Origin of the sequence: Agreia sp. VKM Ac-1783, assembly GCF_900177765.1 — a bacterium.
In the GTDB taxonomy this organism is placed as follows: domain Bacteria; phylum Actinomycetota; class Actinomycetes; order Actinomycetales; family Microbacteriaceae; genus Agreia.
Genome location: NZ_FXWI01000002.1, coordinates 356,072 through 378,704, shown reverse-complemented (window position 1 = coordinate 378,704; position 22,633 = coordinate 356,072). Strand labels below are relative to the sequence as shown.

The following is a 22,633-nucleotide window of genomic DNA, read 5'->3' as shown; positions in this document are numbered from 1 at the left end:
CGGTATCCATGAGCGAACGGATAATGACGGCATCTGACGTCACGATCGAATATCCGGCACACAGCGTCAGTTCCGCGCACACCGCGGTCAAGGGATTCACGCTGAATGTCGAGCCGGGCGAGATCATCGGACTGGTCGGCTCGAGCGGGTCGGGCAAGTCGACGATCGCGTCGGTGATCTCTGGTTCGGCCGCCATGGCACCGTCACGCGACGGGGCACCCCGCATCGTCGGTGGCGCTCTCTCCGTGCTCGGCTACGACCTCAAGCGCACGCGAGGCCGCAAGCTCAGCAGGCTCACGTTCGGCATCGGCCACCTCGCGCAGGATGCGGGGTCGACGTTGACCTCGAACATGACGGTCGCCGAGATCATCGCCGAGCCGCTTTTGCTGCGCGACAAGCACTACGACGCCAACGACGCCGGACTGCGAGCGGCGACTCTCCTCGACAGCCTGCTGCTTCCGGTGGGCATGCTCAACATGCTGCCGCACGAGCTCTCCAGCGGTCAGCGTCAGCGTGTCGCGGTCGCTCGAGCCCTGGTCATGGACCCCGTCTTCCTCGTCGCAGACGAGCCGACCGCCGGCATCGATGTCTCCGTTCGCGGGCAGGTCGTCGATGTCATCGCCTCTCTGCAACGCGACAGGGGAGCCAGCGCCATCATCATCAGCCACGACCTCGATGTCCTTCGTCGATCCGTCGACAGGATCGCAGTGCTGCACGAGGGCATGGTCGTGGGGCTGGGAACGATCGACGAGGTGCTCGACGATCCCCACCACCCCTACGTGCAGGGGCTCGCTCGCACCGTGTCCGGCGATCCTCGGTGAGCGCCCAGCAGCACCGCGAGATCCTCGCTGCACCGGCGTACGTCCCCGCTGACGATGCACGTCCCGTTCCCGGACCCATCGCCGTTCTGCCCGAGCCGGTGCAGCTGTTCGTCGATGCCGTCGAATCGGCGGGGGGCCGGGTATCGGCGCTCTCTGAGGAGACGCGTGGCCTCATCTGGCTCGATCCGTCAGGATCGGAGAGATTCGGCCAGGTACTCTCGGACAACCCGCAACTCAGTTGGATCCAGCTGCCGTACGCAGGGGTGGATGCCTTCGCCGACATCCTGAAAAGATTCGCCCGGCCGACGTTGACGGTCACGAGCGCGAAAGGCGCCTTCGCCCAGCCCGTCGCAGAGCACGCTCTGATGCTCGCTCTGGCCTTGCTTCGCCGTCTTCCCCTGCGCCTGTCGGCCACCTCGTGGGGAGACGGAACCGTGGGTACGTCGCTCTACGGCCTCCACGTCGTGATCGTCGGAGCGGGCGGAATCGCGATCGAACTCATCCGACTCCTCCGGGCCTTCGGCGTCACCATAACCGTCGTGCGGCGAGGCAGCGAGCCGGTCGACGGCGCATCAGCCACCGTCTCGACGAACGATCTCGACGCCATTCTCCCGACAGCTGACGTGGTTGTACTCGCGGCCGCACTCACCGACGACACGCGCGGGCTCATCGGCGGCAGGCAGTTCGCCGAGATGAAGAATTCGGCCGTGCTCGTCAATATCGGTCGTGGCGGTCTCATCGTCACCGACGCCCTCGTCGACGCAATTCAGACCGGCAGCATCGCCGGGGCCGGCATCGACGTGACCGACCCCGAACCGCTTCCCGACGGGCATCCGCTGTGGATCGCCCCGAACATCATCATCACGCCGCACAGTGCCGACACTCCCGCGATGACACGGCCTCTGCTCGCTCGGAGAGTGTCGAACAACACGCGCGCGTTCCTCGGCCGAGGCGGTTTCGACGGAGTGGTCGATCCAGTTGTGGGATACTGATGGAGGTCGATGAGCGTGACAAAGACATCGCCGAATTGGTGATAGTGTAACTACGCTGTTTCCAGCAATCCTCGATAGCTCAATTGGCAGAGCAGCCGGCTGTTAACCGGCAGGTTCTTGGTTCGAGTCCAAGTCGGGGAGCGAAAAGGCCACCACGGGCTCCACCCCTGGTGGCCTTTTTTCGTTCTCGATCGCCCATAAAATGGAACGATGAGTGATCGCTCCACACCGACCGTGCTCGAGAATCCCATCCGGCTTCGGCGGCGAGCGAGAGGCTTCCTGATCGGCGCCATCGTCGCCTGGGTCGTCTTCCTCCTCGTGGTTCTCGGATCCATCGCCGGATCGATGATGTCCGCGCGCACTACCGCTGCGGTCAACGGAGCCGAGATCGCCGGCCGCATCATCGCCCTCGTGCTGATGGTCGGCGTGCCGACGGTGCTCGGTATTCTCCTCACCGTTCGAAGCGCGACGCTCTACAAGCGGGCCGCCACCGTCGAGCTCCGCGAAGCTTCGTCGTACTGAATACCAGCCCACACCGACGACATACCGTGCGATCTCGAGACGCTGAGGACACGCGCGCCTACCGTGCCGCCCTCGCTGTCGGGCTGCCGACTGCTGCCTACGGGATCTCGTTCGGCGCGCTCGCCACAGTAGGGGCCGGGCTCGACGTCTGGCAGACGATGGTGCTCAGTCTCGTGATGTTCACGGGAGGCTCTCAATTCGCGCTCGTCGGCGTCCTGGCATCGGGCGGACTGTCTGCGTGGCCGTCGGCCGTCGCATCCGCCGCTCTGCTCGGCTCCCGCAACGCCGTCTATGCGATCCGGATGTCGCCGGTCGTCGGACGAGGATTCGCACGTCGGGCTCTGGCGGCCCATCTGACGATCGACGAGTCGACGGCCGTGTCCAGCGCACAGCAGTCGCCTCGAGCGCAGAGGATCGGCTTCTGGGTGACTGGACTCGTCGTCTACGTCGGCTGGAACCTCACGACCTTCATCGGCGCCCTTCTCGGCGATCTACTCGGCGATGTCAGTGCCTACGGACTCGATGCCGCTGCAGCCGCTGCGTTCCTCGGTCTCCTCTGGCCACGAATCGCGAAGTTGCAGGCGCAGGCCGTCGCCGTGGCAGCCGCCTTCGTGGCGGCGCTCCTGACGCCCGTTCTGATGCCAGGGCTTCCCGTTCTGGTGGCCGCCCTGGTCGCTCTGGTGTTCGGGGCCACGAACTGGCTCGGTTCGAGACGGCCTCGTCTGGGGGAGGCGTCGTGACGGCGTGGCACGTCGTGCTCCTGGCCTCGATCGTCTGCTTCGGATTGAAGGTGCTCGGGTATCTCGTGCCGGCGCGCCTCATCGAACGCCCCGCCCCGGCGCGCACGGTCGACCTGCTCACGGTGGCTCTCCTGGCCGCACTGATCTCTCTGCAGACCTTCGCCCACGGTCAGCAGCTTCAGCTCGACGCACGTCTGCCCGCAGTGCTCGTGGCTGCGATCCTCTTTGCTCTGCGAGTGCCGTTCATCGTGGTCATCGTTGCCGCGGCCGTCGTCGCAGCCGGCATCCGGGCTCTGAGCTGACCCGTCGCTGACGTTATGCGTCGAGGTCGTCGACCCCGGGCATCCAGCTGCTGCCGGGCTCCGTCCAGCCGCGCTTTCGGGCGATCTTCGCCGCGCGTCGCCCGTAGATGAACTCCAGCCGGTCGACGTACAGGATGCCGTTGAGGTGGTCGAACTCGTGCTGGAAGATGCGGGCCAACCATCCCGTTGCGGCGATCTCGAAGGGGTTCTGGTCGAGATCGACCGCGCGCAACAGGGCGTCTGTCGATCGAACCAGAGGAAAGCGCTCACCGGGGAACGACAGGCACCCTTCGGCGTCGGAGTCCTCGTCGCTCTCGGCGACGGGAGGCGGGCTGATGAGCAGAACCGGATTGATCGCCACTCCTCGGTGTTCTACGTCGTCGTCATCGGTCCACCCGTAGGTGAAGAGGCGGAGTGGCACACCGACCTGCGGACCTGCCAGACCGACGCCGGGCGCGGCATCCATGGTCTCGAACATGTCGGCGACCAGCTGACGCAGCGTGTCGTCGAATACGGTGACGTCGGATGCGGGGGAGTGGAGAACGGGGTCTCCGGAGATTCGAATCGGGAGAACAGCCATTCGCTAAGCCTATCGGCGCTGTCCTCAGGGTAATCTCGGGGGGTGCCTCCCGAACTCACCGACATTCAGGACCAGTTCGCTCTCGACCCGGCTCAGTTCATCGGCATTCCTATCGCTATCGTGGGCGCCGTCTTCTTGAGCCTGGGTGCACAGTTTCAGTCTCGCGGGGTCGCCAAGGTCGAGGCGAAAACCAATCTCTCCGGCTCGAGTGGTCTCAACCTGGCCCAGCTCTGGTCGCTGCTCTCGCGTCCCTCCTGGGTCTTCGGCACTCTGATGCTCGGTCTCGCCGTCGTATTCCAGCTCACGAGCCTCGGCTTCTCGCCGATCATCGTCGTGCAGCCGCTCGGCGTCGTGGCACTCGTTATGACGGCCTTTCTGAACGCCAGGCTCAGCAAGGTGAATCTCGATCGAAAATCGATTCTGTCGATCGTTCTCTGCGTCGGAGGCGTGTTCCTGTTCGTGGTGCTTGCCGCGTTCACCGCGCGGGATCGTCCGATCACCGAAGTGCAACTCACCGTGATCCTCGTGATCCTGGCCGCGGTTCTACTGGTGTTCGGGGCGGGTTTCATCGTGTTCCGTCGCAAGGTGCGCGCCATCGGCTACATTATCGGCGCGGGAGTGCTCTACGGTTTCGTCGCAACGCTCGCCAAGGTCGTCATCAAGCGGTTCCAGCAGGGCGACTTCGAGTGGCTCACGCTCATCTGCGTCGCCGGTCTCGTCGCAGCGTTCGCCCTCGGTGGGTACTTCGTGCAGACCGCCTATTCGTCGGGTCCGCCCGACCTGGTGGTCGCAGGTCTCACCGTCGTCGACCCTCTCATCGCTGTCGGCATCGGCATCATCGTCTTGGGCGAGGCTGCGCAGGCACCGTGGTGGGCGATGATCGGCTACGTCATCACCGGCCTCATCGCCATCGTCGGGGTCTTCGGACTCGCCCGATACCACCCGCAGATCGAACGCTAGGGTAGTTTGTCCCCTTAGCCCCTTTCGGGTGCTCCCGCTCTTTCCCCCTTATCCCCAACAGAAGGCTCACTCCGTGTCAGATTCCTCCGACCCACGTCCCGCCTCGGCGGAGGTGCCGTCGACGGCTTCCTCCGAACGGCCCCTGCGCATCGTGATCGGCGCCGACACCTTCTCTCCCGACGTCAACGGCTCAGCTCGTTTCTCAGAGCGTCTCGCATCGGGTATGTCTTCGCGGGGACACGATGTGCACGTCGTCGCTCCGGCAGCCTCGAAGAAGCACGGCACCTGGACCGAGACCTACGACGGTCACGACATCACGGTTCACCGTCTGCGCAGCTGGCGCTGGTACCCGCACGATTGGCTGCGATTCGCCCTTCCCTGGGTCATCAATCAGAACAGCGCCAAGATCCTCGATGCCGTCAAGCCCGACGTCGTCCACTTCCAGTCGCACATCGTCGTCGGTCGCGGCCTGTCTGTCGAAGCCGAGAAGCGCAACATCCGAATCGTGGGCACCAACCACTTCATGCCCGAGAACCTTCTCGAGTTCACACTGCTACCGAAGTCGTGGCAGGACTGGGCCGTAGGACTCGCGTGGAAGGCGGCAAAGCGTACCTTCGGCCGAGCCAGCGCGATCACGACGCCCACCAGACGAGCCGCGGAGTTCCTCGAGAAATCGACCGGACTCAGCAACGTCTATGCGATCTCCTGCGGAATCAACGCCGAGAACTACACGCCCGACTTCACCGTTCGTCCAAAGAACCGCATTCTGTTCGTCGGACGCGTCACGGGTGAAAAGCAGATCGACGTGCTCCTCAAAGCCATGACGCTTCTGCCCGGTGACCTCGACGCACAGCTCGAGATCGTGGGTGGAGGCGACCTCAAGAAGAGCCTCGAGGCGATGGCTGTCACGCTGGGCATCGCCGACAGGGTCACCTTCACGGGCTACGTCACCGAACAGGAGTTGCGCGACGCCTACACTCGCGCCACCGTGTTCGCCATGCCCTCGATAGCCGAGCTGCAGAGCATCGCGACGATGGAAGCGATGGCGTCGGGGCTGCCCGTCGTAGCGGCCGACGCGATGGCCCTTCCCCATCTCGTGCACGACGGCGAGAACGGGCACCTGTTCGCTCCCGGAGACGCCCAGCAGATGGCGGATCGTCTCGCCGACATCCTCACGCTCCCGCAAGACGAGCTCGACCGCCTCAAGAACGCGTCGCTGCGTCTCATCGCGGCCCACGACATCCAGCGCACCCTCACGACGTTCGAGAAGCTGTACCGTGGCGAGGTCGTCACAGACCCCCTGATCGTCTCGCCGAGCGCCTCGCACGAATAGCGGTAATGTGGTGACTCGGCATCCGGGCCGCTCGTGAGAGTGTCGGATTCTGCAGGGGGCGTTAGCTCAGCCGGTTAGAGCAGCGGACTCATAATCCGTCGGTCGTGGGTTCAAGTCCCACACGCCCTACCGAGAAAGATGTATGCACTGAGGGCCGCCTCGCGAACGCGGGGCGGCCCTCAGTGTCACTCGGCGCTGGGAGCCGTGGCAGGCGGGGAAGCGGCCGCAGCCATGCCCTCGCCGATACCTCGCCCGACGGCCTGTCCCTGAATGATCGAGGCGAGGTCGAGACCTGTGGCCGAGCTGACGGTGTCGAAGACCGACTTCAGTGCTTTCGCGCTGTCTGCACCGACGAGATTCGAGGCACCGTCGTCGCTTGATCCGCCGACGATCGACACGCTTCCGATCGCGGAGTATCCCTTCGCGAACTCGGCCATGACCGACGGCAGCACGTCGAGAACGCGCTGTGAGAGGAAGGCCTCCTGGTTCGAGGCGATGGCCTTGGCTTCCGCTTCAAGCGCGGCCGCGCGGGCGTCACCCTCAGCGCGGATGGCGTCAGCCTCGGCATTGGCGCGCATACGCCGCGCCTCCGACTCCGCCTCAGCCTGCGCTCGAAGGGCGCTCGCTTCACCGGTCGCCTTGGCGACCGCAGCCGCTGCCTCACCGTCTGCACGAGCCTTGTCGGCCTGCGCCTGCTGCTCGGCAATGCGGGTACGCGCCTCAGCCTGCTTGACCTGCTCGATGGCCGCGGCCTCTGCTGCGCGTTCGCGGGTGTAGAGCTCCGCCTGTGCGCGGGTCTCCGCCTCGTAGCGCTGAGCGTCGGCGACACGCTTGACGTCGGCATCCAGCTGGGCTTGGCGGTTCTCGGCCTGCTGCTGGAGAACGGCCTGCTGGGCCTGCTCGCGTGCGAGGTTCTCGGCCTGTTCCGCCTCGGCCCGCGCGCGGCCGATACCAGCGTTCGAGTTGGCCGTGTTGGTGTCGAGGCCGGTCTGCTCGACGAGGTTGGCTTCCTTGTTGGCGATGTTCTTCTGATTGATGGCGCGGTCGGCGTTGGTCTGCGAGATCTCTGCGGCCTGGCGCTTCGCCTGGATCTCCGGAGCGCCGAGCGACTGGATGTAGCCGACCTTGTCGGTGATGCCCTTGATCTGGAACGAGTCCAGGATCAGTCCCTGCTCGGCGAGTTCCTGAGACACATCGGCGGCGATCTGATCCGAGAACTTCTTGCGCTCTCGCATGAGTTCGACAACCGACAGAGTCGCCACGATTCCACGGAGCGCGCCTTCGAGCTGCTCGGTGGTGAACTGCTCGATCGCCGTGTCCTGCGAGGCGAAACGCTCGGCAGCGCGCCGCACCAGGAGGGGATCGGATCCGATCTTCACGATGGCCACGCCGTCGACGTTCAGCGTCACACTGTCGAGCGATTGGGCCTCGGCATTCAAGGAGACCTGACGAGAGCGAAGCGAGATGATCTCGTGGCGCTGTGTGATCGGGTTGACGAGCGATTTGCCGTTGACGATGACGGTGACCGGCGACTCCGACATCTCGTCGCGGCTCGAACCATCGGCGCTGAGCACGGCGAGCTGGACCTTCTGCTTGCGGCCCGAGATGACAAGGGCCTCATCGGCCCGAGCCACTTTGATCCAGCTGCGTGCGAACAGCAACAGGACAAGAACCACGACGACAGCGACGACGAGTGCTATCCCGACGATGACGAGGATCCCGGCGATTTCGGCGTTGTCCATAAGTACCTCTCTGGATCCCTGACAGGGACGGTCTCGGATGCCGCAGCGGACGCGCAGTCATTCAGGCTCCACCCTGCCAGAAAAGGCAGGATGGCGTGTCGAAGACACCGCGCAGTCGAGATGGCGGCCACGTGGTCGGTTTCGGAACGGGCTCTCGAATCGGGTGATCGGGGCATGCACGGCGCGCCGCTCATGTTTCATTGGGTGCAGTGCAGGCGTTAGAGTCGATTCACTATGCGCCGGGGAGGAGCCTCGTGTTCAGTTCGTTCGAGATCCGCATCCCCGCGCCCATTCCCCGGGCCCTGCAGTCGCCGATGCCGGCATCCGTCACGTACATCAGCACGTACAGGCTGCTCGATCCCGAGACGCCGAGTCTCACGATCGGCATCGGCATCGCCAACGCGAACTACTGGGTCATCGACGGAGAGCTGAAGTATCGCTACTTCTCTGACAGCGACAAGACGCTCCGCAATTGCCCGTGGGATGCCAAGACGGACTTCGATCTCGTGGCGTGGGCGCAGGGCGTCTTCCGAGACGGAGAAGACTACGGCCCCTCGTTCGCGGTGCATCTTCAGGCTGCCCAAGCCGCGTATAGGCGAGGTGCGTCGAGTTATCTCCCGGTTGAAGAGGGGTTGGTGACGACGGCGCTGATCGACCACCCCGACCTCGGCGAAGTGCAGATCCGAGACGACATGGTGATGCTCTTCACCGAGTGGCTCACAGACCCCGACGAAGGCGCCAAATATCTGACGACCGGGCATCCGGCTCACCGCTCATAACACGAGCGCCGTTTCGCGAGGAACGGGGGAATCACTCATTTTTCGCGGTTAGAATCGAGCGAAACGAGGGAGTTTCCTGTTGCCCGATTCGATCATCCAGTCAAGCGCACGTGCCGGCGCACCCGACATCGACCTCGACGAGTTCGCTCGGCTTTCTGGTGCGATCATGGCCAATCTCGAAGCGGTCATCAACGGGAAGACCGACGTCGCCACGCTGTCACTGATCGTTCTTCTCGCTGAAGGGCACCTGCTCGTCGAAGATGTGCCCGGCGTCGGCAAGACCACCCTGGCGAAAGCCCTGGCTCGTTCGGTGAGCGCCTCGGTCAGTCGCATCCAGTTCACGCCCGATCTGCTGCCGTCGGATGTGACCGGCGTCTCGATCTTCAACCAGCAGGCCAACCGCTTCGAGTTCAAGCCGGGAGCGGTGTTCGCCAATATCGTGATCGCCGACGAGATCAATCGGGCCTCGCCGAAGACGCAGTCGGCGCTCCTCGAATGCATGGAGGAACGACAGGTTTCGGTCGACGGTGTGACGCATCTTCTCGAGACGCCCTTCAGCGTCGTCGCGACGCAGAACCCCATCGAGATGGAGGGGACCTTCGCTCTGCCCGAGGCTCAGCGTGACCGTTTCATGGCTCGAATCTCGATGGGCTACCCCGATGCCGAGGCGGAACTCGCCATGCTGCACAACCGTGAACTGCAGAGTCCGCTCGACGACATCCAAGCCGTCGTCGACCGCGAGGAGCTGCAGGCGATGACGAGGTGCGCCCGAGAGGTGTTCGTCTCACGGGCCGTCGAGCAGTACGTCGTGAACATGGCGCAGGCGACCCGGCGTGATCCAGAGGTTCGCTTGGGCGTCAGTCCTCGGGCGACGCTGCACCTCGTTCGCGCCGCGAAGGTCGCCGCCGCCCTCGAAGGCCGCGACTTCGTTCTGCCCGACGATATCGACGCACTGGTGATCCCTGTGCTGGGACACCGCATCGTTCCCACCCGCAAGTCCGTCAGCGACCATCGCAGCGGCGTCGACGCGATCGAAGAGATCCTCACGAGGATCGTGCAGGCGACGCCGGTGCCGCTCGTCGCGGCTCGGTCTCTCTGATCAATGGCCGCTCGTACTCGGCTTTCTCGACGAGGCACGCGATTGCCCACCCTCACCCTGCGCGGCTGGGGATTCCTGGCCGTGTCCGTGGTTCTCTTCGTTCTCGCGCCGATGCTCGGTCAACGAGAGATCGCGTTCGCTGCGTCCGCCTCGTTGATGCTTCCCCTGCTGTCTCTCGTGCTCGTCGCAGCGCGTCGACCGAAGCTCACCGTCGTGCGGCGATTCTCGCCCGAGACGGCGAGTGCGGGAACTGACTGCGAGGTGATCCTCTCGGTGCAGAACTGGGGAATCGCACCGACTCCTGCGGCCCTCTGGTACGACGACGCGGTCGCGCCCTTGCATCGCAGTTCCGTCGCCACCCTCCCCGCGCTGCCCTCGTTCCGCTCGCTCGAGACAGACAGACCACGAGTGACGACCCTGCGCTACCTGATCGATACCCCACGGCGGGGCGTGCACTCGGTGGGTCCGCTCTGGGTCAGATTCGGCGACCCTTTCGGTCTCGCCACGCGTCGATTCTCAGTGGGCGGCACCGACAGCGTCACCGTCACCCCCGAGGTCGAGACTCTCTCTCGTGGTTCGTTCCGGCTCCCGAGCGGCGACGGACAAGCCATGCAATCTCGACGCCCCTCCGCGAGTGGCGAACAAGACGTGATCGCGCGCAAATATCAAACCGGCGACAGTATTCGACGAGCGCACTGGCCAGCGACAGCTCGGCACTCGGAGCTCATGGTCAGGCAGGACGATCAGCACACAGACCACGAAGCGGTCGTCGTCTTGGACAACCGTCTCGACAGTTTCGTGCACGCCCGGCCCGGACGAGCCGACGAAGCGCAGTCAGACGCGTTCGAGTGGGCCGTGTCGATGGCGGTCTCGATCGGACTGCATCTGCTTCATGAGGGGTATCGGACCGTGTTCGTCGAATCACACGATCCGCGAGCAGCGCACTCCGGTGAACGTGCGGCCGACGGCCCTGATGAGTTGCTTCTCCGGGGCGCATACGCGCGACTCGGCTCCGAGCATCCGCCTCTTGCCGTTCGAGACATCGTCGCGGATGCCGGACGGGTGTCAGGGGAGCTGCCGCCCCTTTTCGCGGTGCTCGGAGATATAGATCCTCAGTCACTCGACGCCCTGTCACGCGCGGCGACGGCGAGTTCGTCAGCTCTGGCGTTCGTCGTGCACGATGTGCAGCCTGCGTCTGAAGAACCTGCACCCGAGTGGGCCCGGCAGCTATGCGACCGCCTCGCCCAGGCCGGATGGGCGGCTCGGCTCGTGACGCCCGTCGACACGCCGTCGTCGGTGTGGGAATCAGACACCGCGAGGATCGCCCGATGACCGCGCGCACAAGGCTCGATCGGCGTCAGCGGCAGCGGGGCTCCTGGCTGGTTTCTCTGACGGTCCTTCTGACGATCGGCATACCCCTCGCAGGCTTGGCCCCGATCATCCAGGGTTCCGACTGGTGGTTCGCGGCCATGGCCATGTCCGGGGTGTGCGTCGTCGCATCCTGGGCGGTTCGAGCCTCGGGCGTCCGACCAGCCTTCGGGGTCCTCGCGTCGTTCGTCGTCTGGGTTCTCGCCAGCCAGTGGATCTTCGCGCCCGGTACGGCCATCGCCGGCATCATTCCCACACCGGCAACCATCGAGGCGCTCGTCGCCGGCTTCGTCGACGCCGGCGCCCAGATTCAAGTACAGACGATCCCCGCGGACCCCGTCGCATCACTCATGCAACTGATCTGCATGGCGTGCGCACTGTTGGCCGTCGTCGCGGACGCGGCTATCGTCGCGCGCTTTCCCGCCTTCGTCGGTCTCCTGGCGCTGGCCCTCTTCGCGATGCCCTCAGCGGTTCAGGCCCGTGATGTCGACGTCGTTCGATTCGTCGCGACGACGGCCTCGTTTCTCTTACTGTTGTGGATTGCCGCAAGGGTCGATGGAAGGACGAGGTCGAAGAACCGCGCGGTCAGCCGCGCCGGACGTTCCCCCGCAACAGCGTTGGCTCTGGGTGCGGCGGCCGTCGTGTGCGCACTCATCATTCCGTCTGCGACCCCCGGTCTGACCGCTCAGGCCTTCGCCGATTCGAGGAATGCCGGTCGCCTGCCGTCTGTCTACGGTGCGGGCATCGACCCGGTGATCCAGCTCGGACGAGATCTCCGACGGACAACGCCGATCGTGTCGCTCCGCTACTCGACGACGGCCGACAAGCCGCTCTATCTCAAGATGGTCGATCTCACCGACTTCTCGACCGGAGCGTGGCAGCCGAGTGAGAGCTCCGACGGGTTGGTCGAGCAGTTGCCCGGTCCGAACGGCCTGGCCGAGGATGTGAAGCGCTCGACGGCGACCACCGACGTGTCGATCGAGGGGCTGAGAAGCGAATGGTTGCCCATGCCGCCCCCGGCGACGAGGCTCAGCAACGCCGGTCAGGGCTGGACGGCGGATCCGGACACGGGCGTCGTCACGCTTCCCGAGGCACGCAACGACAGCAGGGGCGACGATTACACGGTCGACAGTCTCGCACTCACCCCTTCGGCGGAACAGCTGGCATCGGCGGGAACGACAGTGCCGCCTGACATGAGTCCCCTTCTGCAGCTCCCTCCGGATCTGCCGGCGATCGTGTCCAACGTTGCCAACCAGGTCGCGTCCGGCGCCACGACGAACTATGACCGCGCTGTGGCTCTGCAGTCCTACTTCACGTCGGGTCAGTTCACCTACTCGGTCGATACGCCCGTGACGGAGTCGTTCGACGGCAGCAACGCCGAAGCACTGGCGGCCTTCCTCGAGGTGAAGAGCGGTTACTGCGTGCACTTCGCCGCATCGATGGCCACCATGGCGCGCGTTCTCGGAATTCCGTCGCGCATCGCGATCGGATACTTTCCGAGCTCGGCCGCGTCGAGCTACGTCGACGGCGAACCGCAGTACGAGGTACTGACCGACCAGCTGCACTCGTGGCCGGAGCTGTACTTCGACGGAATCGGCTGGCTGCCGTTCGAGCCGACGCCGGGCCTGGGCATCTCCGTTCCGGCCTACTCACTGCCGACCTTCGCCGAGAAGTCTGCCGAAACCGCAGCGCCCACACCGCAGACATCGGAAGCCGCCCCGACGACGGCACCGAGAGACAAAGCAGACCCGGCCGCTCAGTCGTCCGCGGGGGAGGCCCGTTCTCTCGCTCAGGTACGGGGATGGTTGACCTTCTTGGCCATCGTGGCGGGAGTGTGCCTCGCAGGCCTGCTTCCCGCTTCCCTCAGAGTCTGGCGACGGCGGCGCTTTTTGACATCGATCGACCGATCGGCGACTCCGGCAACTCGGGCATGGTGGGAACTCCACGACTTCGCCCGTGATTTCGGCATCGAGGTGTCACGCGGAGACACTCCGGCCGTCTTCGCCGCCCGGTTGCTGTCGCTGCGGCGAATACCGCACGCAGAGGTCGACCTGCTGCGCCGCTCGGTCGAACGCGAGCAGTATGCCGACCGCCGCGGGGCACCGGTAGGGGGACTGGAGCGGGCCGAGATCAAGTCCGCACTGATCGCCATCGAGAAGGCCATCCGCGACGAGGCGGACCAGTCCGTTCGACGGCGAGCGAGACTGTTGCCCGCCTCACTCTTCGTGCGCTCGGATCGAGTCTCTTAGACGTCTTCTCGTCGCGGACGACGGCCTCGTCGAGGACGAAAGCTGCCCAGCGGACGTGCGCAGTCGACCCGCGCCAGCACATCCTGCACCTCGTCGAGCCAGGCCATGGCGGCACTCGACAGAATCTCGCCGCTCCTGAGGCCGAGCTCGTCGAGAGGCCCGTCCAGGCTGTCGGGAGCAGGAGTAGGGGTCGCGTGAACTCGTCGGTACGCGTCGATGAGAGCGCCCACCGGTGCGTCGGGGAGAGAGGCGACCAGAAGCACATGGCCCACGAAATCGGTCCACCCGGCGCGGGCGTCCGGCTCGACCAGCCAGTTGGCGACTTCGGCGCGTCCCCGTGGAGTGAGCGTGTAGAGGGGCAATCCGTCACCGGTCATACCGTCGTTGACCACGGAGCCTTGGGCCTGGAGTCTGTCGAGAGTCGAGTAGATCTGCCCGACGTTGATGGAACCGACCCGATGCATGCGCGTCTCCACCTCGCCGTGCACCTGAGAACCGTAGGCCGGACCAAGGCTCAACACCGCGAGGATTCCCGACCTCACCGACATAATCCACTCCAACGCAGTAATTGTCTACTCAGTATGTCGGAGACGCGGAGCCATCGAGAGTCGGCTCGCCGAGCACTCGTGCGGCAATTCATCTGGTACTACGCAGCGGGGTCGTGCATAATGCAAAGAACAACTTCATAACAGTGCCGCCGCAGTTCCATTTCACAGGTCGTTGGGGAAGACGTACCTCACGAAATGGAGAAAACAATGGTGGCACCCGTCGCACACGGAATGATCTTTGTTCATTCCGCCCCTCGCGCGCTCTGCCCCCACGTCGAGTGGGCCGCAGGTCGCGCTATTGGTCGTGCCGTCAACTTCACCTGGCGCGAGCAGCCCGTGTTGCGCGGCTCGCAGCGCACGGAGTTCTACTGGGAAGGCCCAGCAGGAACGGGTGCAGCCATCGCTTCCGCACTTCGAGGCTGGGAGCACCTCCGTTTCGAGGTGACCGAGGATCCCGCCGCCGGCTCTGACGGCGGTCGCTGGGTGCACACGCCCGACCTCGGCATCTTCTATGCGCAGACCGACAGCGCCGGCAACACCGTCATACCGGAAGACCGCATTCGCGCGGCAATGGAGAATGCCGGCACCGATGCGCTCGAACTGCACCGCGAACTCCGCCTGGCCTTAGGACAGGCATGGGACGACGAGCTGGAGCCCTTCCGCCACGAGAGCGATTTCTCTCCCGTGGTGTGGCTCCACTCCGTCGGTTAACCAGTTCGGTCCCCTCGCTTCCACCGACACAGTCGGGTGAAGCGAGGGGACCGAACGACAACCGCTCGCGCGTCAGGCGGTCTTGAAGGCCACGACCGCGTTGTGACCACCGAAGCCGAACGAGTTGCTGATCGCAACGAGATCGCCATCGGGCAGAGTGCGCGGCGCGGTAACCACGTCCATGTCGATCTCAGGGTCTTGCTCGGTGAGGTTGATCGTGGGTGGCGCCGTGCGCTCGTGCAGCGCCAGGATCGTGAAGATCGCCTCGATTCCGCCGGCGCCACCGAGAAGGTGACCGGTGGATGCCTTGGTCGCGGAGACGGGGATGCCCGCAAGCGAGTCGCCGAACACGTGACGAAGAGCCTTGTACTCGGCGATGTCGCCGACCGGGGTCGAGGTCGCGTGGGCGTTGATGTGTGCGACGTCGGACAGCGAGTACCCGAAACCCTCGACCGCAGCGATCATCGCTCGAGCCGCCGCCGATCCCTCGGGATCGGGCGCCGTGATGTGGTAAGCGTCGCTCGTGACGGCTCCGCCGATGACCTCGGCGTAGATGCGTGCGCCGCGGGCCAGAGCGTGCTCCTCGGTCTCGAGAACGATGGCCGCTCCGCCTTCACCGAGCACGAAACCGTCTCGCGTGACGTCGTAGGGGCGCGAGGCCGTGGCCGGGTCGTCGTTGCGCTTGGAGAGGGCCTGCATGGCTGCGAACGACGCGATGGGAAGCGGGTGGATCGCCGCCTCCGAGCCGCCCGCGATGATGATGTCGGCATAACCGGCCTGCAGGTGGTCGTAGGCGTTCGCGATCGACTCGGTGCTGGATGCGCAGGCCGAGACGACCGTGCGAGCACCGGCACGTGCGCCCAGGCTCATCTCGATGGCCGCGGCGGGACCGTTCGGCATCAGCATGGGAACGGTCATGGGCAGGACCCTGCGAGGGCCCCGCTCGCGCAGAGTGTCCCAGGCGTCGAGCAGCGTCCAGACGCCGCCGATTCCCGTCGCCCAGTCCACGCCGAAACGCTCGGGAACGACCTCGGGCGAGCCGGCGTCGGCCCAGGCTTCCCGTGCCGCGGTAAGCGCGAACTGGCTCGAGGGGTCGAGTCTCTTGGTCTCGATACGCTCGAGGACCTCGCTCGAGGGCACCTTCGCCTGTGCGGCGAAGGTGATGGGGATCTCCCACTTGGCGACCCACTCCTGCTCGAGGGTGGTGGCACCGGACGCACCCGAGAGCAGCGCTGCCCACGTGTCGCGGGCGTTGCCGCCGAGGGGGGAGGTCGCACCGATTCCGGTGACGACGATTCGTTTGGAACTCATGGAAAAACTCTCTAGCACGTGGTCAATCGTGGGCAGTATTCGGTGCGTGGACGACGGGCCCGGGCGTGATGCCCGGGCCTGTCGTCTGCGCTGCAGCGGGGAGTGTTAGTCCTGTGCCGCGACGATGAACGTGACGGCATCTCCGACGGTCTTGAGGTTCTTGACCTCTTCGTCGGGGATCTTCACGTCGAACTTCTCTTCAGCGTTGACGACGATCGTCATCATGGAGATCGAATCGATGTCCAGGTCGTCGGTGAACGACTTGTCCATCTCGACCGTGTCGGTGGCGATACCGGTCTCGTCGTTGATGAGTTCGGCCAGGCCGGCCAGCACTTCTTCGGTGGACAATGCCATTGTGTTTCTCCTTGAGGGTTGAATTGACCGTCACTTAGTTTAGGTCAGGCGATACGAGTTGATGGCTAAGGCAGCACGACGACTTGCGCGCCGAATACCAGACCGGCTCCGAAACCGATCTGCAGGGCAAGGCCGCCGGAGAGCTCCGGGTTCTCCTCCAGGAGGCGATGGGTCGCGAGAGGGATGGACGCGGCCGAGGTGTTTCCGGTCGTGGCGATGTCACGCGCGATGGCGACGGATTCGGGAAGCTTCAGCTGCTTGGCGAACTCGTCGACGATGCGCATGTTCGCCTGATGGGGAATGAAGGCCGCGAGATCGGCACTGGTGATGCCCGCCGCGTCCAGAGCGCGCTGGGCGACCTTCGCCATCTCCCAGACCGCCCAGCGGAAGACCGTGGCGCCCTCCTGGCGCATGGTCGGCCACACGTCAATCTCGCCGTCGCGGAACTGCGCGTGCGTTCCGGTCATGTAGATCGTGTCCCACTTCGACCCGTCGGAACCCCAGATGCTGGGGGAGATGCCCGCGTAATCACTGGGACCCACGATGGCAGCACCCGCACCGTCGCCGAGAAGGAACGAGATCGAGCGGTCGGCCGGGTCGATGAACTCGGAGAGCTTCTCAGCGCCGACGACGAGCACGTACTCGGCGAGCCCGGAACGGATCAGCGAGTCGGCCTGGGCGATGCCATAGGTGTACCCGGCGCACGCGGCCTCGATGTCGTACGCGGCGGCGGGGTTCGCTCCGACGCGCTCTGCCAGCAGCGACGAGATCGAGGGCGTGACGACGGGGTTGCTGATGGTCGCGACGATCACTGCGCCGATCTGCTGCGGATCGATGCCGGCCCGCTCGATGGCCTCGAGGGAGGCCGTCGTCGCGAGGTCGACTGCGAGCACGTCCTTGCCGGCACGTCGACGCTCGATGATGCCCGTACGCTGCCTGATCCACTCGTCGGAGGAGTCGATCGGGCCGATGAGATCGTCGTTCGGAACGACGTTCTCGCCGCGCGCGGCGCCGACACTGTGGATGCGAGTGAACTCGCTTCCGCGATTCTGCTTGAGCGGGGCATGCTTCATAAGAGTCTCCGGGTGGATCGAATCGGGTGTCGGGTTCACGCGTCGCCGTCGAGCAGTGCGAACGCCGCCTCGAGGTCGTCAGGGGTTTTGACTGCGACGGCGGGCACGCCGCGAAGGCCACGCTTTGCGAGGCCGGTCAAGGCGCCGGCGGGCGCGACCTCGATGATTCCGGTGACCCCGGCGTTCGCGAAGGCCTCCATGTCGAGATCCCATCGAACGGGTGACGAGACCTGGCCGACGAGCAGATCGACGAACTCGCGACCGCTCGTCACGACGCTGCCGTCTTTGTTCGTCCAGAGAGTGGTCGTGGGGTCGTGCGCGTCGAGTCGCGAGGCTACCTCGGTGAGTGTCGCCACGGCGGGCGTCATGTAGCGCGTGTGGAACGCGCCGGCTACCTGCAGGGGAATGACCCGGGCCTTCACCGGGGGTTCTGCGGCGAGGGCAGCGAGGGCGTCCGGCGCACCGGCCACCACGATCTGGCCACCGCCATTAAAGTTGGCGGGCTGCAGTCCGAGCGAATCGAGTCGGGCGAGGAGCTCCTGCTCGTCGGCACCCACGACCGCGCTCATGCCGGTCGACGTCTCTGCGGCGGCCGCGGCCATCGCGAGCCCGCGCTGACGAACGAAAGCCATCGCATCCGTCTCGGTCAATACGCCGGCGCCTGCTGCCGCCGTGATCTCGCCGACAGAGTGGCCCGCGATGCCGCCGATGCGCTCGACGCGACCGTCGGCCAGCAGTGCGCGAAGGGTCAGGATGCCGGCAGCGACGATCAGCGGCTGGGCGACGGCGGTGTCACGAATCGTGTCGGCATCGCTCGTCGTGCCATGAGCCACGAGATCGAGGCCGGCAGCGGCTCCCAACTCGTCGAGGTGTTCGCGATAACCCGATACATCGAGCCAAGGAGAGAGGAAGCCGGGGGTTTGAGAACCCTGGCCGGGGCAGACGATGACGATCACTAGATCATCCTCCCAAGAGTTGAGATCAAAGGTGTGTGCAATTCCCACCAACAATGGCGAGAACTGCTGTCGAAAGGGTACAGGGCCGCGTCACCGTCGTGCGCCGCCACCCTCATGGTCGTGCATCGTTCCGAGGATGAGCGCCGATTGCAGGATCAGCGCCTCGCGCGCTCCCGTCGCGTCCCATCCGATGACCTGGGACACGCGCTTGAGGCGGTAGCGCACCGTATTGGGGTGAACGTAGAGCTCTCGAGCTGTCGCCTCGAGCGAGCGGCCGTTGTCGAGGTAGCACCAGAGCGTCGCCATCAACTCCGGCGACTGGTCTTGCAGCGGGCGGTATACGCGGTTGACGAGCGTCGAGCGCGCCAACGGGTCTCCGGCGAGCGCACGCTCGGGCAGCAGGTCGTCGGCGAGGGTGGGCCGCGGGGCGTTGCGCCATGCGCGAGCCACGGCGAAACCGGCCAGCGCTGCTTTGGCACTTCTGGATGCGTCGACCAGGCTCGGCACCTCGTGCCCGAGAACGAGATGGCCGGGGCCGAATCCCGGCTCGAGCGCACGAGCGATGTCCATGAAGCTCAGGGTCGGCTCGGCGTTCGTCTCGTCGGTCTCCGCGGCCGACGCCGCTTCGCTCGCCGGAGTCGCGCTGCCGGGCGCGGGAATCGATCGACCGATGACGAGGACGAGGCGGTTGCCCTGAACGCCGATCAGAACGTCTGCCTGAAGGTGCCTGGCCGTGCGGCGCAGCTGGTCTACATCGAGGACTCGCGGGGTCGTTCCGACGAGGACGCTCACCTCACCGTGACCGTGCCAGCCCAACGCCGCGATGCGGGAGGGCAGTTCGTCATCGTATTCGCCACTGAGGATCGAATCGACGACGAGGGCCTCGAGGCGCGCGTCCCAGAGACCACGGGCCTCGGCGGCGCGAGCATAGACATCGGCGGATGCGAACGCGATCTCGCGCGAATACAGCAGGATGGCCTCGCGCAGCGAGGCATCCGCGCCCTTGACCCGGTCTTCGACGACCTCGACGACCACGCGGATCAGCTGAAGCGTCTGCTGCAGCGTCACCGAGCGCAGGAGCTCGCGCGGCGCGGATCCGAAGACGTCGGACGCGATCCACGTGGTGGTGGAGGGATCCTCGTACCACTGGATGAACGACTTGATACCTGCCTGCGCGACGAGACCGACGGCGCTCCGCCGCCCTGGTGGCATGTCGCCGTACCAGGGCAGCGTCGCGTCGAGGCGCTTGATCGTCGCGGTCGCGAGCTCACCCGAGATGGTGCGGAGCCACGCGAGTGTCTCCGCTTTACTCTTGGCCATGCTCGGTCGTCTCGTCGATCGGCGCGCTAGATCTGTTCATCGAACGCTTCGGCCGTGGCGCGTTCGTCAGCTCTCTCCGCCTGCGGAACCCGACGTTCCGGCCGTCACGTCGTACAGACGGTACTTCTCGATGGCCCAGGCCGGTGCCGAGGCGTCGACCTCGCCCTTGGCAGCGAGCTGCTCGAGGGTGCGCACCACAACCGACGGACCGTCGATCTTGAAGAAGCGACGAGCCGCGGGTCGGGTGTCCGAGAAGCCGAAGTCGTCGGCGCCGAGCGTGGCGTAGTCACCGGGAACGAACTGCCTGATCTGATCGGGCACCGCGTGCATGTAGTCGGTCACCGCCACGAACGGTCCGGCAGCGTCGGCTAGCTTCGTCGTGACGTACGCCGTCTGCTTGGGGGCGTTCGGGTTGAGGAAGTTGTGCTCCTCGGCCTTCAGCCCGTCGCGACGGAGCTCGGTCCACGATGTCACGCTCCACACGTCGGCGGAGACGCCCCAGTCGTCGGCCAGAAGCTGCTGCGCCTCGAGAGCCCAGGGGACCGCGACGCCGGAGGCGAGGATGTTCGCCTTCGGACCCTCGACGGTGCCGTTCTTCAGCTTGTAGATGCCGCGGAGCACGCCGTCGACGTCGAGGCCCTCGGGCTCGGCCGGCTGCACGTGCGGCTCGTTGTAGACCGTCAGGTAGTACATGACGTTGGGGTCGCTGTGCGATCCGCCGTACATGCGCTCGAGACCGTCGCGAACGATGTGGTTGATCTCGTAACCGTAGGCGGCGTCGTACGAGACGACGGCCGGGTTCGTGGAGGCGAGCAGCAGAGAGTGTCCGTCGGCGTGCTGCAGGCCCTCACCGGTCAGGGTCGTGCGGCCGGCGGTGGCACCGATCACGAATCCGCGAGCCATCTGGTCTCCGGCGGCCCACAGGGCGTCACCCGTGCGCTGGAAACCGAACATCGAGTAGAACACGTAGACCGGAATGAGCGGCTCGCCGTGTGTCGAATACGAGGTGCCCACCGCCGTGAACGCGGCCAGCGCGCCGGCCTCGTTGATGCCCACGTGGATGATCGTTCCCTGAGGGCTCTCCTTGTAGGCGAGCAGCAGGTCGCGGTCGACCGAGGTGTAGTTCTGGCCGTTCGGGTTGTAGATCTTCGACGTCGGGAAGAACGCGTCGAGACCGAAGGTGCGGGCCTCATCGGGGATGATCGGCACGATGCGGTGACCGAAACCCTTGGAGCGCGTCAGATCTTTGAGGAGACGCACGAAGGCCATGGTCGTGGCGATCTCCTGAGTTCCCGAACCCTTCTTGAGGGTCTGGTAGGCGGAGTCGTCAGGCAGATCGAACTGCTCGTACTTCGAGCGACGCTCGGGCAGGTAACCGCCGAGTTCGCGTCGACGCTCGTGCAGGTACTCGATGGCCTCGTCGCCCTCTGCCGGCTTGTAATACGGCGGCAGGTAGGGGTTCTCCTCGAGCTGGGCGTCGGTGATGGGAATGCGAAGCTCGTCGCGGAACGACTTGAGGTTGTCGAGCGTCATCTTCTTCATCTGGTGGGTCGCATTGCGGCCCTCGAAGCTCTTGCCCAGGCCGTAGCCCTTGATGGTGTGGGCGAGGATGACGGTGGGCTGGCCCTTGTGCTCGGCCGCAGCCTTGAACGCCGCGTAGACCTTGCGGTAATCGTGTCCACCGCGCTTGAGGTTCCACACGTCGTCGTCGGTGTAGTTCTCGACGAGCTTGAGAGCGCGGGGGTCGCGACCGAAGAAGTTCTCGCGCACGTACGCGCCGTCTTCAGTCTTGTACGTCTGGAAGTCGCCATCCGGAGTCGTGTTCATGAGGTTGAGCAGCGCGCCATCGGTGTCGTTGGCGAGCAGCGAGTCCCACTCGCGGCCCCAGATGACCTTGATGACGTTCCATCCGGCACCACGGAAGAAGCTCTCGAGCTCCTGGATGATCTTGCCGTTTCCGCGTACAGGGCCGTCGAGGCGCTGCAGGTTGCAGTTGATGACGAAGTTGAGGTTGTCGAGGCCCTCGTTCGCCGCGACCTGCAGCTGTCCGCGGCTCTCGACCTCGTCCATCTCGCCGTCGCCGAGGAATGCCCAGACCTGCTGATCGGACGCATCCTTGATGCCGCGGTTGGTGACGTACTTGGCCAGCTGTGCCTGGTAGATCGCGTTGATGGGGCCGAGGCCCATCGACACAGTCGGGAACTGCCAGAATTCGGGCATCAGGCGCGGGTGGGGGTACGACGAGAGTCCGCCGCCCACGTGCGACTTCTCCTGGCGGAAGCCGTCGAGCTGGTTCTCGCCCAGGCGGCCCTCGAGGAACGCTCGAGCGTAGGTTCCGGGGGACGCGTGGCCCTGGACGAAGATCTGGTCTCCGCCGGATGCGTGGTCTTGACCACGGAAGAAGTGGTTGAATCCGACCTCGTAGAGGGCGGCGCTCGACGCGTAGGTCGAGATGTGGCCGCCGACGGCGATGCCGGGTCGCTGGGCGCGGTGCACGAGCACGGCGGCGTTCCAGCGGATCCATGCGCGGTAACGGCGCTCGATCTCTTCATTGCCCGGGAACTCGGGCTCGTTTTCGGAGGCAATGGTGTTGATGTAGTCGGTGGTGGGAACCATCGGCACACCGAGGTGCAGCTCTTTGCTTCGCTTCAGCAGGCTCAGCATGATCTCGCGCGCACGCCCGTGGCCGTGAGCCGCAACCAGCTGGTCGAGTGACTCGTTCCACTCCGCGGTTTCTTCGGGATCGGAATCGGTCGAGCTAACCGAGTACGGGTCCTGGTCGTTGACAGTCAACGTCGACCTCTTTCTGTGGGTGACAGATTTTCTAGTGCTGGTGCGAGCCGTGCCCGGATTCGTGTCCGGGCGTCGGGATG

General features: G+C 65.3%; 21 protein-coding genes and 2 tRNA genes. 14 read left to right on the top strand and 9 right to left on the bottom strand.

The window, feature by feature from the left end:
- The first annotated feature begins 8 nt into the window (after positions 1 to 8).
- The 6 genes from CCK87_RS06825 to CCK87_RS06800 all read left to right on the top strand — a co-directional run bounded on the left by CCK87_RS06825 (position 9) and on the right by CCK87_RS06800 (position 3,377).
- Complete coding sequence (locus CCK87_RS06825; protein ID WP_086460682.1) at positions 9 to 821, top strand: ABC transporter ATP-binding protein; 813 nt, start codon at positions 9 to 11, stop codon at positions 819 to 821.
- Positions 818 to 1,813, top strand: a complete 996-nt coding sequence (locus CCK87_RS06820) for a D-isomer specific 2-hydroxyacid dehydrogenase family protein (RefSeq protein WP_086460681.1) — start codon at positions 818 to 820, stop codon at positions 1,811 to 1,813. The genes CCK87_RS06825 and CCK87_RS06820 overlap by 4 nt, the downstream gene beginning before the upstream one ends.
- A gap of 68 nt (positions 1,814 to 1,881) precedes the next feature.
- A tRNA-Asn gene (locus CCK87_RS06815) sits at positions 1,882 to 1,954 on the top strand.
- Between the two features lie 69 nt (positions 1,955 to 2,023).
- Complete coding sequence (locus tag CCK87_RS06810) at positions 2,024 to 2,335, top strand: hypothetical protein (protein WP_086460680.1); 312 nt, start codon at positions 2,024 to 2,026, stop codon at positions 2,333 to 2,335.
- Positions 2,336 to 2,361: 26 nt separating this feature from the next.
- Positions 2,362 to 3,075 (top strand): AzlC family ABC transporter permease, encoded by a 714-nt coding sequence (locus CCK87_RS06805; protein WP_086460679.1) that lies wholly within the window; start codon positions 2,362 to 2,364, stop codon positions 3,073 to 3,075.
- Positions 3,072 to 3,377: an AzlD domain-containing protein gene (locus CCK87_RS06800; protein ID WP_086460678.1), complete on the top strand. Its 306-nt coding sequence runs from the start codon at positions 3,072 to 3,074 to the stop codon at positions 3,375 to 3,377. Before CCK87_RS06805 ends, CCK87_RS06800 begins: the two co-directional genes overlap by 4 nt.
- A 13-nt stretch (positions 3,378 to 3,390) precedes the next feature.
- Here CCK87_RS06800 and def read toward each other — a convergent pair whose 3' ends face one another.
- Complete coding sequence (gene def, locus CCK87_RS06795) at positions 3,391 to 3,957, bottom strand: peptide deformylase (protein ID WP_086460677.1); 567 nt, start codon at positions 3,955 to 3,957, stop codon at positions 3,391 to 3,393.
- 42 nt (positions 3,958 to 3,999) lie between these two features.
- Between def and CCK87_RS06790 the strand changes: the two genes are divergently transcribed.
- The 3 genes from CCK87_RS06790 (at position 4,000) to CCK87_RS06780 (ending at position 6,379) form a co-directional block, all read left to right on the top strand.
- Positions 4,000 to 4,917 (top strand): DMT family transporter, encoded by a 918-nt coding sequence (locus CCK87_RS06790; protein ID WP_086460676.1) that lies wholly within the window; start codon positions 4,000 to 4,002, stop codon positions 4,915 to 4,917.
- 112 nt (positions 4,918 to 5,029) lie between these two features.
- Positions 5,030 to 6,250, top strand: a complete 1,221-nt coding sequence (locus CCK87_RS06785) for a glycosyltransferase (protein WP_249273818.1) — start codon at positions 5,030 to 5,032, stop codon at positions 6,248 to 6,250.
- Positions 6,251 to 6,305: 55 nt separating this feature from the next.
- Positions 6,306 to 6,379, top strand: a tRNA-Ile gene (locus CCK87_RS06780).
- 56 nt (positions 6,380 to 6,435) lie between these two features.
- Here the strand turns inward: CCK87_RS06780 and CCK87_RS06775 are convergent.
- The gene (locus CCK87_RS06775; RefSeq protein ID WP_086460675.1) at positions 6,436 to 7,992 is read right to left on the bottom strand and encodes an SPFH domain-containing protein; all 1,557 of its coding nucleotides are present in this window, start codon (positions 7,990 to 7,992) and stop codon (positions 6,436 to 6,438) included.
- Between the two features lie 254 nt (positions 7,993 to 8,246).
- Between CCK87_RS06775 and CCK87_RS06770 the strand changes: the two genes are divergently transcribed.
- From CCK87_RS06770 to CCK87_RS06755, 4 genes are all read left to right on the top strand, one after another.
- On the top strand, positions 8,247 to 8,771 hold the full coding sequence (locus CCK87_RS06770; RefSeq protein WP_086460674.1) for a hypothetical protein: 525 nt from the start codon (positions 8,247 to 8,249) through the stop codon (positions 8,769 to 8,771).
- A gap of 166 nt (positions 8,772 to 8,937) precedes the next feature.
- Complete coding sequence (locus CCK87_RS06765; protein ID WP_086461205.1) at positions 8,938 to 9,870, top strand: MoxR family ATPase; 933 nt, start codon at positions 8,938 to 8,940, stop codon at positions 9,868 to 9,870.
- A 42-nt stretch (positions 9,871 to 9,912) separates the two neighbouring features.
- On the top strand, positions 9,913 to 11,202 hold the full coding sequence (locus CCK87_RS06760; RefSeq protein WP_170927176.1) for a DUF58 domain-containing protein: 1,290 nt from the start codon (positions 9,913 to 9,915) through the stop codon (positions 11,200 to 11,202).
- Positions 11,199 to 13,487, top strand: a complete 2,289-nt coding sequence (locus CCK87_RS06755; protein ID WP_170927175.1) for a DUF3488 and transglutaminase-like domain-containing protein — start codon at positions 11,199 to 11,201, stop codon at positions 13,485 to 13,487. Before CCK87_RS06760 ends, CCK87_RS06755 begins: the two co-directional genes overlap by 4 nt.
- Here CCK87_RS06755 and CCK87_RS06750 read toward each other — a convergent pair.
- Positions 13,484 to 14,035, bottom strand: coding sequence for a PadR family transcriptional regulator (locus CCK87_RS06750; RefSeq protein ID WP_086460671.1), 552 nt, complete (start codon positions 14,033 to 14,035; stop codon positions 13,484 to 13,486). The two genes, CCK87_RS06755 and CCK87_RS06750, sit on opposite strands and share 4 nt — an antisense overlap.
- 207 nt (positions 14,036 to 14,242) lie before the next feature.
- Between CCK87_RS06750 and CCK87_RS06745 the strand changes: the two genes are divergently transcribed.
- Positions 14,243 to 14,746, top strand: coding sequence for a DUF3145 domain-containing protein (locus tag CCK87_RS06745; protein ID WP_249273755.1), 504 nt, complete (start codon positions 14,243 to 14,245; stop codon positions 14,744 to 14,746).
- Positions 14,747 to 14,818: 72 nt separating this feature from the next.
- Here CCK87_RS06745 and CCK87_RS06740 read toward each other — a convergent pair whose 3' ends face one another.
- From CCK87_RS06740 to aceE, 6 genes are all read right to left on the bottom strand, one after another.
- Entirely contained in the window at positions 14,819 to 16,057 is a 1,239-nt protein-coding gene (locus tag CCK87_RS06740) for a beta-ketoacyl-[acyl-carrier-protein] synthase family protein (RefSeq protein ID WP_086460670.1), read from the bottom strand.
- Between the two features lie 105 nt (positions 16,058 to 16,162).
- Positions 16,163 to 16,411: an acyl carrier protein gene (locus CCK87_RS06735; protein ID WP_044438497.1), complete on the bottom strand. Its 249-nt coding sequence runs from the start codon at positions 16,409 to 16,411 to the stop codon at positions 16,163 to 16,165.
- A 65-nt stretch (positions 16,412 to 16,476) separates the two neighbouring features.
- Entirely contained in the window at positions 16,477 to 17,484 is a 1,008-nt protein-coding gene (locus CCK87_RS06730; protein WP_086460669.1) for a beta-ketoacyl-ACP synthase III, read from the bottom strand.
- Positions 17,485 to 17,519: 35 nt separating this feature from the next.
- Positions 17,520 to 18,440 carry an ACP S-malonyltransferase gene (locus CCK87_RS06725; RefSeq protein ID WP_086460668.1) on the bottom strand — a complete coding sequence of 307 codons (921 nt, stop codon included), beginning with the start codon at positions 18,438 to 18,440 and terminating at the stop codon, positions 17,520 to 17,522.
- A gap of 90 nt (positions 18,441 to 18,530) precedes the next feature.
- Positions 18,531 to 19,760: a PucR family transcriptional regulator gene (locus tag CCK87_RS06720; protein ID WP_086460667.1), complete on the bottom strand. Its 1,230-nt coding sequence runs from the start codon at positions 19,758 to 19,760 to the stop codon at positions 18,531 to 18,533.
- 66 nt (positions 19,761 to 19,826) lie between these two features.
- Entirely contained in the window at positions 19,827 to 22,553 is a 2,727-nt protein-coding gene (gene aceE / locus CCK87_RS06715) for a pyruvate dehydrogenase (acetyl-transferring), homodimeric type (RefSeq protein WP_086460666.1), read from the bottom strand.
- Positions 22,554 to 22,633 lie beyond the last annotated feature (80 nt).

What these genes read in the sequence shown, in the direction of transcription:
- CCK87_RS06825 (WP_086460682.1), top strand. Translation starts at nt 9, where the DNA reads ATGAGCGAACGGATAATGACGGCATCTGACGTCACGATCGAATATCCG.
- CCK87_RS06810 (WP_086460680.1), top strand. Translation starts at nt 2,024, where the DNA reads ATGAGTGATCGCTCCACACCGACCGTGCTCGAGAATCCCATCCGGCTT.
- def (WP_086460677.1), bottom strand. Translation starts at nt 3,957, where the DNA reads ATGGCTGTTCTCCCGATTCGAATCTCCGGAGACCCCGTTCTCCACTCC.
- CCK87_RS06775 (WP_086460675.1), bottom strand. Translation starts at nt 7,992, where the DNA reads ATGGACAACGCCGAAATCGCCGGGATCCTCGTCATCGTCGGGATAGCA.
- CCK87_RS06765 (WP_086461205.1), top strand. Translation starts at nt 8,938, where the DNA reads ATGGCCAATCTCGAAGCGGTCATCAACGGGAAGACCGACGTCGCCACG.
- CCK87_RS06755 (WP_170927175.1), top strand. Translation starts at nt 11,199, where the DNA reads ATGACCGCGCGCACAAGGCTCGATCGGCGTCAGCGGCAGCGGGGCTCC.
- CCK87_RS06750 (WP_086460671.1), bottom strand. Translation starts at nt 14,035, where the DNA reads ATGTCGGTGAGGTCGGGAATCCTCGCGGTGTTGAGCCTTGGTCCGGCC.
- CCK87_RS06745 (WP_249273755.1), top strand. Translation starts at nt 14,243, where the DNA reads ATGGTGGCACCCGTCGCACACGGAATGATCTTTGTTCATTCCGCCCCT.
- CCK87_RS06740 (WP_086460670.1), bottom strand. Translation starts at nt 16,057, where the DNA reads ATGAGTTCCAAACGAATCGTCGTCACCGGAATCGGTGCGACCTCCCCC.
- CCK87_RS06735 (WP_044438497.1), bottom strand. Translation starts at nt 16,411, where the DNA reads ATGGCATTGTCCACCGAAGAAGTGCTGGCCGGCCTGGCCGAACTCATC.
- CCK87_RS06730 (WP_086460669.1), bottom strand. Translation starts at nt 17,484, where the DNA reads ATGAAGCATGCCCCGCTCAAGCAGAATCGCGGAAGCGAGTTCACTCGC.
- CCK87_RS06720 (WP_086460667.1), bottom strand. Translation starts at nt 19,760, where the DNA reads ATGGCCAAGAGTAAAGCGGAGACACTCGCGTGGCTCCGCACCATCTCG.